At 65.4% G+C, this 12,820-nt stretch carries 12 protein-coding genes; 5 read left to right on the top strand and 7 right to left on the bottom strand.

What is annotated here, in order from left to right; translation table 11 throughout:
• From ACIQ17_RS23700 to ACIQ17_RS23690, 3 genes are all read left to right on the top strand, one after another.
• The coding region (locus ACIQ17_RS23700; RefSeq protein ID WP_398471654.1) for a primary-amine oxidase at nt 1-1,847 on the top strand (1,847 nt) is incomplete at its 5' end.
• Nucleotides 1,828-2,538, top strand: a complete 711-nt coding sequence (locus tag ACIQ17_RS23695; protein WP_398471653.1) for a DUF2182 domain-containing protein — start codon at nt 1,828-1,830, stop codon at nt 2,536-2,538. The genes ACIQ17_RS23700 and ACIQ17_RS23695, both read left to right, overlap by 20 nt.
• A gap of 80 nt (nt 2,539-2,618) precedes the next feature.
• Nucleotides 2,619-3,242 carry a TetR/AcrR family transcriptional regulator gene (locus ACIQ17_RS23690; RefSeq protein WP_398471652.1) on the top strand — a complete coding sequence of 208 codons (624 nt, stop codon included), beginning with the start codon at nt 2,619-2,621 and terminating at the stop codon, nt 3,240-3,242.
• Between the two features lie 16 nt (nt 3,243-3,258).
• Here the strand turns inward: ACIQ17_RS23690 and ACIQ17_RS23685 are convergent, their stop codons facing one another.
• The 5 genes from ACIQ17_RS23685 to ACIQ17_RS23665 form a co-directional block, all read right to left on the bottom strand.
• On the bottom strand, nt 3,259-4,272 hold the full coding sequence (locus ACIQ17_RS23685; RefSeq protein ID WP_398471650.1) for a heme-dependent oxidative N-demethylase family protein: 1,014 nt from the start codon (nt 4,270-4,272) through the stop codon (nt 3,259-3,261).
• Between the two features lie 20 nt (nt 4,273-4,292).
• Nucleotides 4,293-5,231 carry a PDR/VanB family oxidoreductase gene (locus tag ACIQ17_RS23680; RefSeq protein WP_398471649.1) on the bottom strand — a complete coding sequence of 313 codons (939 nt, stop codon included), beginning with the start codon at nt 5,229-5,231 and terminating at the stop codon, nt 4,293-4,295.
• Between the two features lie 23 nt (nt 5,232-5,254).
• A complete protein-coding gene (locus tag ACIQ17_RS23675; protein ID WP_398471648.1) occupies nt 5,255-5,857 on the bottom strand; it encodes a dimethylamine monooxygenase subunit DmmA family protein in 603 nt (200 codons plus the stop codon).
• Between the two features lie 107 nt (nt 5,858-5,964).
• Entirely contained in the window at nt 5,965-6,315 is a 351-nt protein-coding gene (locus ACIQ17_RS23670) for a cupin domain-containing protein (RefSeq protein ID WP_398471647.1), read from the bottom strand.
• Nucleotides 6,316-6,431: 116 nt separating this feature from the next.
• Entirely contained in the window at nt 6,432-7,610 is a 1,179-nt protein-coding gene (locus tag ACIQ17_RS23665; RefSeq protein WP_398471646.1) for a Bcr/CflA family efflux MFS transporter, read from the bottom strand.
• Nucleotides 7,611-8,156: 546 nt separating this feature from the next.
• Between ACIQ17_RS23665 and ACIQ17_RS23660 the strand changes: the two genes are divergently transcribed.
• Nucleotides 8,157-10,466 (top strand): TonB-dependent receptor, encoded by a 2,310-nt coding sequence (locus ACIQ17_RS23660; protein WP_398471645.1) that lies wholly within the window; start codon nt 8,157-8,159, stop codon nt 10,464-10,466.
• 94 nt (nt 10,467-10,560) lie between these two features.
• Entirely contained in the window at nt 10,561-11,967 is a 1,407-nt protein-coding gene (locus ACIQ17_RS23655) for a CapA family protein (protein ID WP_398471643.1), read from the top strand.
• A gap of 9 nt (nt 11,968-11,976) precedes the next feature.
• Here the strand turns inward: ACIQ17_RS23655 and ACIQ17_RS23650 are convergent, their stop codons facing one another.
• Together ACIQ17_RS23650 and ACIQ17_RS23645 are read right to left on the bottom strand one after the other, a co-directional pair.
• Entirely contained in the window at nt 11,977-12,363 is a 387-nt protein-coding gene (locus tag ACIQ17_RS23650) for a c-type cytochrome (RefSeq protein WP_398471642.1), read from the bottom strand.
• 13 nt (nt 12,364-12,376) lie between these two features.
• Nucleotides 12,377-12,820 (bottom strand): thiamine pyrophosphate-dependent enzyme (locus ACIQ17_RS23645; RefSeq protein ID WP_398471641.1); only part of this gene is annotated, 444 nt, incomplete at its 5' end.

Raw genomic sequence — 12,820 nt, 5'->3', positions numbered from 1 at the left:
TGGTCCGGGCCGATCCGGAATTCGCTGAAGGCTTTTATTTCGAAACGGTCGAATTGTTCGAACCCGAAAAGGACCGGGTTCGCGCGTTCGACACCGGCGATTGCATCGACCGCCGGGCGCGCGCCAATCTCTTCCGCCTGGAAACCGACGGCGTCTGGCGGCTGATCGTGTCGCTGACCGATCGCCGCATCGTACGCCGCGAATATCTACCCACGGCCAAGCCGATGATCCAGCTGGAGCAATTCACCGCGATCGAGGAAGTGGTGCGGAAGGCTCCGGACTTCATCGCCGCCTGCAAGCGCCGCGGGATCGACGATATGGAGAATGTCTGCATCGACCCATGGTCGGGCGGCAGCTTCGGCGCGCGGGACGAGGCGGGGCGCTACGTCGCCCATGTCTTCGCCTGGCTGCGGCTGCGCGAGAATGAGAATTTCTACGCCCATCCGATCGGTGGCCTCAACGCTATCATCGACATCAAGACCAACGAGGTTCTGCGCGTCGATGATCATGAGATCATCCCGATCCCACGCGGGGAATCCAACTACGAAGCCGAGTTCATCACCGAGCCGCGCCGCCCGTACAAGCCGATCAACATCGTCCAACCCGAAGGTGTGTCATTCAAGCGCGAGGGCCAGCGACTGACGTGGGACAAATGGTCGGTACGCGTCGGTTTCAACTCACGCGAGGGGCTGACGCTGCACGACATCCAATATGACAACCGCCCGGTGATCTACCGCGCGTCGCTGGTCGAGATGGTCGTGCCCTACGGCACCCCCGACAAGGGCCATTTCCGCAAGAATGTGTTCGATATCGGCGAATATGGCATCGGCAAGCTGGCCAATTCGCTGACGCTCGGCTGCGATTGCCTGGGCGCGATCGAATATATGGATGCTCATCTGGCGACGATGAACGGCGAGGTGGTGACGATCGACAATGCGATCTGCATCCACGAGGAGGATGCCGGGCTGTTGTGGAAGCATTGGGATTTCCGCACCGATCGCGTCGAATCGCGGCGCGCGCGCCGGCTGGTCGTGTCGTGCATCTGCACGGTCGCCAATTATGAATATGGCATCTTCTGGTATTTTCACACCGACGGTTCGATCGAGCTGGAGCTGAAGGCGACCGGAATCATCAACACCACTGCCTGCCACCCGGGCGAACCCGGCCGGTTCGGCAAAGAGGTCATGCCCGGCGTGCTCGGCCACATCCACCAGCATATCTTCTGCGCCCGGCTCGACATGGCGGTCGACGGCGATCGCAACAGCGTGGTGGAACTGAACACCCGCGCGCTGCCGATCGATGCCGACAATGTCTACGGCAACGCCTTCCTCGAGGAAGAGACGGTGCTGACGTCCGAGCTCAAGGCCTGCCGCCGCGCTAATCTCGACAGTCACCGCGCGTGGAAGATCGTCAGCGCCGATCGCAGGAATCAGGTCGGCCGGCCGACCGGCTACAAGCTGGAACCGTCGCATCCAGTGAATTTCTTCGTGTCGCCCGATTCGCCGTCCGGCCGCCGTTCGACGTTCACCGGCAACCACCTCTGGGTCACGGCCTTCGACCCCGAGGAGCGCTATCCCGCCGGCGAATATATGAACCATTCCGACGGCAGCGGCGGCGTCGCCGATTTCGTCAAGCAGGATCGGCCGCTGGTCGACGAGGATCTGGTGGTCTGGCACACCTTCGGCCTGCACCATCAGGTGCGGCCGGAAGATTTTCCGGTCCAGCCGTGCATCTTCACAGGCTTCAAGCTGATGCCGAGCGGCTTCTTCGATCGTAATCCCGGGATCGATCTGGCGCCGGAGAAGAACAAGACCAGTTGCCACGCCGGTGCCGGCGCGCGCAACTGACCGGCCGGGGCGCGCCGATCCGCTAACTGCCCTGCTGTGGGCGGCCAGCGCGGCGGCCTGGGCGGCGCTGGCGGCGGGACGCGACCTGCACGCCGTCCTTCCCATGGTCTGCGGCGGGATCGCCGGATCGGTCATGCCGGGCATCGCGCGGATCGACCAGGCCGCGCGGCTGTTCGGCCTGCCCGCGATCCTGGCCGGTTTCGCGCTGATGGCGGTGGCGATGATGGCGCCGGTGCTGGCCGGCCCGCTGCGGCAACTCGGTCGACGGTGGTCGCCGGATAGCCGGGTGCGGCCGGCGGCCCTGTTCGCCTTCGCCTATCTCTGCGGCTGGACGGCAGCCGGCGCGCTGCTCGCGGTCGCCGCCATCCTGATCGCCGCCTTCGCCAGTTCGGCGCTGGGCGCCGCGGCGATCGCGCTGGCGGTCGGCGGCAGCTGGCAGATCAGCCCGGCACGCGCCGCCTGCCTGGCGCGCTGCCGGCGGCCGCCGCATCTGGCCGACGGACGGTTCGCCACCGTCGTCGCGCCGCTGCGTGCCGGCGCGACGCTTGCCGGCTGGTGCATCGCCGCCTGCTGGCCGCTGATGCTGCTGCCGCTCTGCTCGGGAAAGGCCCACGGCCCGGTGATGATCGTCGCCGGCCTGATCATCGCGTTCGAGCGGCGCGAGCGGTGCCGGCCCGCGGCCCGGGGTTGATCCCCGCCGATTTCACCGCCATCGATGATCCGGCCCCGGGGCGATCGACCGATCCGATCGCCGCGCGGCAGGGGAGGATCATGATGGATGCCGCCGGCCGCGATGCGGAGCGCTGGACGTCTTCGAAGGCGGAGATTCTGGAGGCGGCACGGCGCCTGATCGTCGCGAACGGCTATCACGAATTCTCGATGCGCAGCGTGGCCGAGGCGAGCGCGATGCATCTGAAATCGCTGCAATATCATTTCCGGACGAAGAAGGATCTGATCGACGCGGTCGTGACCTACACGCTCGAGAAATCCTATCTCGAAACCTATGAACGGCTGTTCGAGGCGAAGGCCAGCGGCGATCCGAACGATCGCTTCGCGATCATGCTGGACTATCTGCTCGACGATCTGTCCGATCCGTTCACCTCGCGGCTGTTCCCCGAATTATGGGCGCTGGCGAACCACGACAAGGATGTGTCGAAGGCGATCGACCATTTCTACCTTCGCCACATCGGCAGCATCGGCGATGCCATCGCCCGGATCAATCCCGGCATCGGCGCCGCGGAGATCGGCGAGCGATCGGCGCTGATCGCCATGCAGATCGAAGGGCTGGTGCTGATCATCGGCCACGGCAAGCGCAAGCACCCGGAATTCAGGGATCTAAAGACCGCCGCCAAGCGCCATATGATCGAGATCGCCCTGGCGCCAGCGCGGACCTGAGCGGGCGCGCCGCGCCCTACCGGCCGTCGTCGAACGGCGCCAGCCAATCGACCACCTGCTGCTGGAAGCGGGTGAAGCCCTTGTAATCGACGATTTCCTGCGGACAGGTCTTGACCACGCGATGCAGGCGCCTTGCCCAGGCCGGATTGGTCGCAATCTCCTCCAGCGAGGCGAAATAGGTCCGCACCGGGAAGGCGATGGCGTTGGTGCGCGGCAGCCGGAAGATCGGCTGGATCTCCATCCGCAGATGGACCAGCCGGCCGGCATTCTCCGACGTGACGAGGCTCCAGTCATTGGCCCATTCGGGTGTCGCCTCGACCGAGATATTGTGGCGGGGATTGACCGTCATGTTCCAGTTGGTCCGGCGGAACGGGTGGCCGGGCTTCAGCCGCACCAGGAATTTCATGGCGCGTTCGAACACGCCGCTTTCGTGCGCCAGCGGCACCGGACCATGATATTCCTTGAAATTCATGCCGACGTTGAACCGCAACGAATAGCCGGCCCGCGACGTCGCCAGGCCGGCGATCCAGAACAGGTTGGCATCGCGCTCCTCCAGCAGGATCCAGTCGCCCTGGCCCTGCATGCCGATATATTTGAGCGGCTCGCTGCCCAGCGTCCGCATGTCGCCGAAGGTGAAGCTGTCGGTGATGCCGAGCGGACGGTTGGTCCACGTCCAGGTCGAACCCGATCGTTCGAGCGCGAAATGTTCGGGATAATCGCGCGCATAGGATTCCATGATCAATTCCATGAATTCCCATTGGGCGGGGATCGAATGCGGCAGCGAGACATAATGCTGATCGGGATCGGCCGCCATCAGCAGGCGCCGCTCCGCCATCTCGCCCAGATAATGTTCATCGACGTCGAGCAGATGCTCGAAGATGCCCGGGCCTTCGACATGCGGCTCCAGATTGGTCGAATAGGTGAAATGGTCGCTCAGGAACAGAAACGGATAGCGTTCGATCTGTTCGCGGCTGTTCGAGAACGAATAAGGGGCACGATAGGATTCGTCGGGTTTGAAATGAAGGGTCACCGGGGCCACTCCTGTCTGGGTCAGGCGTCGAGGACGAGACGGGTGCAACGGGCGCGCGAGACGCACGGCATGAAATATCGGCCTTGCCGCTTCTGATCTTCCGAAAGCCAGATATCGCGGTGGATCAGCTCGCCATCGGCTTCGAGCACGGCGGTTTCGCACAGGCCGCAGGCGCCGCCGCGGCAGAGATAGGGGATCGCCACGCCTTCGGCCTCCGCGGCTTCGAGCAGGCTGAGCTCGGGCGGCACGACGATCGCCTTCTCGCTTCGCGCCAGATAGGCCTCGAACGGCACGCCCGTCGTCTGCTGCTCGAACAGTTCGAAATGGATATGGCTGTCGGGCCAGCCGCAATCCTGCGCGGCGCGCACCGCCGCCTCCAGCATCGGCGCCGGGCCGCAGACGTAGACGTGGGTGCCGAGCGGACGGCCCGAGAGCACGGTAGCGAAATCGATCCGCCCTTCCACATCCTCGCGATAGACGCGGACGTGGCCGGCAGCGGCGGCGCCGATCCGATCGGCCAGGCCCGCGTGGACGTCGCTGGCCACGCCGTAATGCAGTTCGTAGGGGACGTCGTCGATCTCCAGCTCGCGGATGTGGCTGAGCGCCGGGGTGATGCCGACCCCACCGGCGATCAGCACCTGCTGCCGGGCCATGCGGTCGAGCGGAAACTGGTTGGCCGGATAGGTGATCTCAAGCCGATCCCCCACCCGGACATCCTCGTGCAGCGCCCGCGATCCGCCGCGGCCCTTGCCGTCCAGAGCCACCGCTATCTCGTAATGGCGCGTGTCGAACGGCGAACTGGTCAGCGAATAAGGGTTGCGGAAGACCAGATCGCCCTTCCTGATCAGCACGATGATGTGACTGCCGCCGGAGAAACCCGGCAGCGGCTCGCCCTCCGGATCGACCAGCCGGAACAGCTTGATCAGCGGCGTCACCCGTTCGATGCCGTCGACCAGCACCTCGAACGTGCCATGCTTACTCCTCACGCTTCGAGCTCCTCGTCGTCGGGCAGGAGGCCGGGCGTCTCGGCATCGGCCTTGACGCCCATGAACGCCGCCCAGGCCCGCGAATAATGGTCGCGCACGATCAGCGTCTCGCCGCACGATCCGCATTCGAACAGGCGATGGGTGATGTCGTCGTTGAAGGCGTTGCAATGGACGCACATCACCCGCCGGGCGAAGGTGCCGCAATGTTCGCGCAGCACCTCGTCGCCCTTCATATTGTGCGACGACGCGACCTGCATCGCCAGGCCGATGAACGTCTCCGAACCGGCGAGATAGAGGACCGTCCCCAGATCGGCATCGGCGAGGCGGGCGGCCAGCGCCGCGATCAGCGCCCCGTTGTCCTCGAACAGATCGACCGTGCCGATGCCGAGCGCGCGCAGATCGTCGGCATGGTCGCGCCCGCTGAACGATTGCCGCGAATAGAAGATTTCCACCGGGCGCGGCTGCGATCGCAGCCCGTCCAGCAGACGGATCGCCGCCGCGCCGCCACTGCCCTGCGCGACGACGATATGGCGATGCGCCCGTTCGATGATCTCCAGACGATCATAGACAGGCCTGCTCTTGATCCCCGTGATCAGCACTGCGCAGCTCCACCGGCCAGCGATCTGCCCCGTTCCCGTGCGAGGCGGCCCTGGCCGTCATGTCGAAAAGGCGGACCGCCGATCGCCGGCCCCGGTCCGGTCGGCGATCACGGAATGATCACGAAACTCTTCTTGACCGGCTCGATCACCTGCCAGCGGACAGTTTCGCCCTTGGGCGTGAAGAAGGAATCGCCGGCCGCCAGTTCGGCCTGGCGGTCGCCCTGCGCGACGATCACCCGCCCTTCCAGGATCGTGCAATATTCCGACATTGCATAGGTCAGATCGAATTCCCCGCGCTCGACCGCCCACGTCCCCAATGTCCAAGGGCCGGAGAGATCGCCGCCGTCGATCCGGATCGACTCGGCCGGGGCGTCTCCGTAAAAAACCGCATTGGCGGACTTCAGGAATTCCGATCGACTTAAATTCTCGAGCCGATCACCCAGCTTATAGATGTGCATGAGTCCCCCTTAAATAAGGCGCCCACGATCCAGCGTCGAAAGACGCGAATCAACTGTTTTTCATTGCGATTAAACTTACCCGTTGCGTGACGGGTTTGCAATGGAAAAGGCGCGGCTTATCGTCGGACGCGGGCGACCCGGCGGCACAGATCGAGCAGTGACGCGGCGACGGCACAGGCCAGCAGGGTCAGCACCGTCGATCGCGATACGCTGGGGTCGAGCGTCGCCAGCGGCGTCACCAGCGCGCTGAACGAGAATTGCGTGACCCCGATCGCGCCCGAAGCGGCGCCGGCCAGCGCCGGCGGCGCGCGGCCCATTGCCTCGGAAACCGCATTGCCGAGCGTGAAGCCCAGCGACGAGATCAACCCGGCGAACAGGATCGCGATCGTCGGCGCATGCCGCCCGCCGCCCAACACCAGCGTCGTCAGCACCAGCGCCAGCAGCAGCTGGCCCGCCAGACCCAGGCGCAGCACGCGCGCCGCCGATGTCCGCGCCAGCGCCAGGATGTTCAGCTGGCAGGCGAGGACGAAGCCGATCGACGTGCCGCCGTAGAGGATCGAGAATTGCGTGCTCGACCAACCGAGCTCGCCGATGAACAGGAAGGAGAAGCCGGTCAGCAGCACGAACATTGCCGCCATCGTCAATGCCGAGATCATTACCGTCGCGGCGAAGCCCGGCAACCGAACGAGCCGCAGCCATCCCTCAACCAGCCGCTCGTCCGCGACCGCAGATGACGCACGGCTTTCGGGCAGGGAGCGCCAGGTCCACACCAAGGCGATCACCCCGATCGCGGTCAAGGTGACGAATATCCAGCGCCATGACCCGAGCAACAACAAAGCGCCGCCCACCACCGGCGCGATCATGGTAGCGAGCCCCAATATCTGCATCAGCTGCGAATAGAGGCGGGCCGCCCGATCGGCCGGCCACAGATCGTTGACCACCGCGCGGGCCAGCACCAGCCCGGCGGATGCGCCGATCGCCTGCAGAAACCTGCCGAACAACATCGCCGCCAGACTGTCCGCCGCCGCCGCCAGGATGGAACCGGCGACCAACGCCGCCAGCCCGATCAGCAGCGGCGGCCGGCGGCCGAAGCGGTCGCTCGCCGGGCCCCACGCGGCCTGTCCCGCCGCCAATCCAGCGAAGAACACCGACAGCGTCGCCTGCGCCGCCACCGCATCGACCGCGAAGGTCCGCTGAAGGCTGGGCAGCGCCGGGACGCAGAGATCGATCGCGATCGCGTCGATCGCAGTAAGAACGCCGAGCAGCCAGATGCTCGGCCGTGACCGCCGCATCATCGGCCTTGCGGCCCGGTGTCGGCCGGCCGGCGACGATCCTCCGCGGCGGAACGGCGATCGGGGCGAGGGGCGGTGATCGGCGCGAACGTCATTGCCGATCTATCGCCAGACGGCGGCGGTCTGGCGATACCCTCCCAGTGGGATAGGGCTTGGGATAGCCGGAGGCGAACACGGACGGGTCCAAGGGGTCACCCATCTCGGGGACGGGCGACTTTTAGACGGGCACTAAAGTCACCTGCATGGACTCGCGCCGCTCAATCCCGCGCAAGTCAAACATCTTCCCGGGGTTCGACCCTAACGGGGAGCCTGGAGAACCGCGCAGGGAGAAGGCCGTAAATCGATCCAATTCGGTCTTAGTTCAAGATCGTTGCGAATTCGTAGGCAAGTTCGGCGCAGAACTTCCGGGCCGGTATCGCACCGTAGCCTTTGCGTGGCGGCGGCTCCTTCGCGTGACTTGCCGGGATCATCACTAACTATTTCGTGGGGTCGAAGCGGCCCCGCCGCCACCAAGGTTCCAAAATCACGACCGAAAGAGGAAGGGGAAAAATGCGCAAATCCACGGGCATGACGACCGCTGGCCGCCGGCGCCTGATCGTCACAGCAAGCGCCCTGGCGCTGATCGCGGCATCGCCGGCACACGCCCAGGCCCCCGACACCGCCCCGGCGGCTGCGGCCGATACCGGCCTGTCGGACATCGTCGTCACCGCATCGCGCCGCGAGGCGAGCGCGCAGAAGGTTCCGATCTCGATCACCGCGGTAAGCGGCGGGCAGCTTGCAGCCCAGGGCATCACCGACAGCGTCGCGCTGGTCCGCGTCGTCCCGAATCTCTACGCGACCAACGGCTTTGCCGAAGGCAATATCCGGTTCGCGATCCGGGGCCTCGGCAGCACCGATTTCTCCTCGGCAGGCGGCAGCCCGGTCGGCATCTATATCGACGACGTCTATCAGACCTACAGCTTCGGCATAGGCTCGCAAATCTACGATGTCGATCGGGTCGAGGTGCTGCGCGGGCCGCAGGGCACGCTGTTCGGCAAAAATACCACCGCGGGCGCCGTCAGCTATTTCTCCGCCGCGCCGAAACACAAGGTCGAGGCATCGCTGAAGCTCGACGGGCAATGGGGCTTCTACGGCAAATATATCGCCGAAGCGATGTTCAACACCCCGCTGACCGATACGCTCGATGCCCGTTTCGACCTGCGCTACAGCCATCGCGACGATTATGTCCGCAACGTCTTCAACAATCGGAAGATCGGCGGCAACGACAACTTCAGCGGCCGCATCCAGTTGAAATGGCAGGTGTCGGACGCGACTACGGCGACGCTGAAGCTATTCGGCCAATATGACAAGGGGGGGGCGCCGATCTATCACGGCGGCTATATCCAGAACATCTGCGCGCCGGCCAATTTCGATCCGCTGAATACGCCCTATGCCCATTGCAACGGCACGAGCCTACCGGCCACCTACGAAGACCCCAAGCGTACCTCGGACGAGGCGCCGAGCTTCGAACGCTATCATAATTTCGGTGCGACGCTGAGGCTCAACAGCGAGCTGGGCGGGGGCTGGAACCTCACGGCGATCTCCGCCTACGCCAAGATCGACTATGAATTGCTGACCAACGACGACGGCAACGACACCGATTTCTCGCACACCTATCAGCCGCTGCTGGGCTGGCAGGCCAGCCAGGAAGTTCGCCTCGCCACGCCGGCCGAACGACCGGTCAGCGCGATCCTCGGCCTGTTCGGCCAATATGATCATTCACGCACCAACCAATATAATGTCAGCACGCTGGAAGGCGCCGCCCTCGACTATCTGTTCAAATATGACGGCCGGCAGGGCACGACCACGCTGGCCGCCTTCAGCAGCGCGACCTGGAAGGTGACCGAGCGGCTGTCGCTGGTCGGCGGGCTGCGCTATTCGAACGAGCGCCGCAGGATTGACCTCAACGGCATCCAGGTCTTCGGCTATGATCTGAGCGAGCAGGACGCCCGGCTGGATCCGGCCCGTCCGCCGGCCTATCTGAACGGCTTCTACGCGCTCTACGGGCAGCATGAAAGCAACAGCTGGAAGCGGCTGACGTGGGATGCCACGGCCAATTATGCGATAACGCCGCGGATCATGATCTACGGCAAGGTCGCCCAGGGCTTCCGATCGGGCGGCTATAACCTTACCGCAACCAGCGCCGATACGCTCAGCCGGGTCGATCCCGAAATCCTGACCTCCTACGAAGGCGGGTTCAAGAGCGAATTGTTCGACCGGATGCTCCGTCTCAACGCCTCGCTGTTTCTGTACCGGCTGCGCAATCAGCAGATATTGAGCAGCATTTCGGGCAATGGCGCCGTCACCTCGCTCACCAATGCCGGCCGTTCGCGGCTCGAGGGTTTCGAGATCGAGGCCGAGGCGCGGCCGGCCCCCGATCTGCGCCTCAACACGTCGCTCGGCTACGTCCGGAGCCGTTTCCTCACTTACGATACAGCCCTGGCCGGCGTGCCGGTCAGCCTTGCGGGCAACATGCTGCCCTATTCGCCGAAATGGACGGCGACCGGCGGCGCCACCTACAGCATCCCGATGGCTTCGGGCCATGGCATCGATCTTCACACCGACTGGTCGTATCGAAGCCAAGTCTATTTCGATCCCTATAATTTCGGCTACACCGGCAGTCCAGGCCTGGTGCTCGGCAATTTCCGGTTGACGCTGACATCGCCGAAGACCGGACCGCAATGGCATCTTTCGGCCTATGTCGATAATGTCACCAACCGCCGATATTACGGTTTCGGCTATTTTGGCGGCACCGCTTATTATTCGCGCGTGTTCGGCGACCGGCGGCAGTGGGGCGTGCAGGCCGGAATGAAATTCTGAGATGCCGCACGCCCGGTTATCACTCGCCAGGGTGACAGCGGCGCCCGGCATCGCGCCCTAGGCTGCGCCGACCGGGATTGGCGGGGAGGAGCGGATGACGAAGCGATCGGCGACGCGGCGGAGCGTCACCGCCTGGCGCATGGCCGGCCTGCTGGCGATGCCCGGCTTGGCGATGGCCGCCCCGCCGCCATCCCCGGAGCGCGATCCCGCGGCCGAGCGGCAGATGAAGATTGGCGGCAGCTTCACCGTCGCCGCGGTCGGCGACATCATCGCGCCGCAGCCGATTGTCGATGGCGACCCCGCCTTCCAGGCCCTGGCCGAGCGGCTGCGCAAGGCCGATGTCGGCTTCGCCAACATGGAGACCAGCCTGGTCGATTTCCGCAATTTCAGCGGGCCGGTCGGCGGCACGCTGTCGCCGCTGGCGACGGCGCGGTCGATCCGCGACATGGGCGTCACCCTGGTCAGCCGGGCCAACAACCACACGTTCGACGGCGGCTTGGCCGGCATGATCTCGACCGATGGCGCGCTCGATCGCGCCGGCATCGCCCACGCCGGCACCGGCCGCGACCTGCACGAGGCGCGGGCCGCCCAATATCTCGCCACGCCCAAGGGCCGGGTCGGCCTGGTCTCGATCTTCTCGATCGACGACAGCAGCCATTACGGCCCTTCCTTCAGTCGCACGGAGGCCAGCTACCGGAACGGCGGGCTGGGCGGGGCGGCCGGGCTCAATCCCCTCCACCTCAAGGCCTATCATGTCGTCGCCCCCGCCGATTTCGAGGCGTTGCGCGCGATCGCAGCCAGGGCGCAGGGCCTGCGGGAGGCCGCGGCGCCCGCCAATCCGCGCCGCTTCCGCCTGTTCGGCCAGGGCTATGAGGTGGGCAGCGACGTCGGCGACGTCCGTTATGAGATCGACGCGCGCGACGCGGCGGAAACGATGGCCAGCATCCGCAACGGCAAGGCCTATGCCGATTTCCTGATCGCGACGATCCATGCCCACCAGGCGGCGAGCGCGGCGGCGCTCGAGGTTGGCGGAGCCGAGCATGATCCCGCGAACTTCCTAGTCCGGCTGGCGCATGATGCGATCGACAATGGCGCCGACATGTTCGTGGTCCACGGCATGCACGCGCTGCACGGCATCGAAATCTACAAGGGAAAGCCGGTCTTCTACGGCCTGGCGAGCTTCGTCTATCAATATGGCATCCAGCTGGGCGAAAGCTATGACGTGCTGGAAAATGCGCGCGAGATGGCGATGCTCGACGATCCCGCCGGCCAGATGACGGTGCTGACAGAAACCCGCTTCGAAAACGGCCGCCTGGTCGAAATCCGCCTCCATCCCGCCGATCTCGGCGGGCGGCGGCGGCCGCTGTCGCGGATGGGCACGCCGCGACTTCCCGCGCCCGAGGTCGCGCAGCAGATCCTGCGCGACCTCCAGGCCTATTCCAAAGCCTTCGGCACCCATATCTCGATCGAGAAGAACGTCGGCATCATCCGGATCGGCTAGCCGATCCGGTCATTTGCGGCTGAAGGTCGGGATCCGATCGGCGGCGGCCGGCGCCGGCATCGATGCCAGATAGGCGCGCATGTCCTGGACGTCGGCGTCGGTCACCATTTTGCGGGTGAAGGCGGGCATGATCGCCCAGCGCACGGTGGTGAAAGGCGGCTTCATCCCCGGCGGCTGGCGGATGAAGGCGGCGATCGCCTGCCACGGCCAGGGATTGGGCGCCAGGCGCGGGCCGGTGTAGGATCCGCCCTGGCCTTCATAGCCGTGGCACGAATAGCAGCCGTTGCGCACGAACAGCGCGCGGCCGCGCGCGACATCGCCGGCCGGGGCCGGGGCCTGCGCCGCCGCCCCGGCGATCGGCACGGCGGCGAGGATCAGGACGGGCAGGAAACGCATCGTCAAAACCTCCTCAACGCGGCTGGGTGATGACGTCGAGCAGCGCCGGCTGGCCCTGCTTGACCATCGCGACCGCGCGCTTCAGCGCCGGGCCCAGATCCCTGGGATCGGTGATCGGGCCTTCGGCATAGACGCCGAAGCTCTGCGCCATCTTCGCGAAATCGATGTTGGGATCGCCCAGCCGCACGCCGATGCCGCCTTCGGGCAGATCGTGGCCGTGCAGGTTGGCGGCGCGGCGCAGATACATTACCTCGGCATGATAGGCGCGGTTGTTGTGCATCACGTAGAGGATCGGGATCTTGTGATGGGCCGCCGTCCACAGCACGCCCGGCCCGTACATGAGATCGCCGTCGCACTGGATGTTGACGGTGAAGCGGCCGTGCTTCTTGTTGGCCAGCGCCGCGCCCAACGCGGCCGGGGCATTGTAGCCGATGCCGCCGCCGCCCGACGATCCGAT

The sequence above is a fragment of the Tardiphaga sp. genome (assembly GCF_044340795.1).
Classification (GTDB): domain Bacteria; phylum Pseudomonadota; class Alphaproteobacteria; order Rhizobiales; family Xanthobacteraceae; genus Tardiphaga.
The sequence above is the reverse complement of the archived record's forward strand: the minus strand, read 5'-3'. Positions and strand labels throughout refer to the sequence as shown.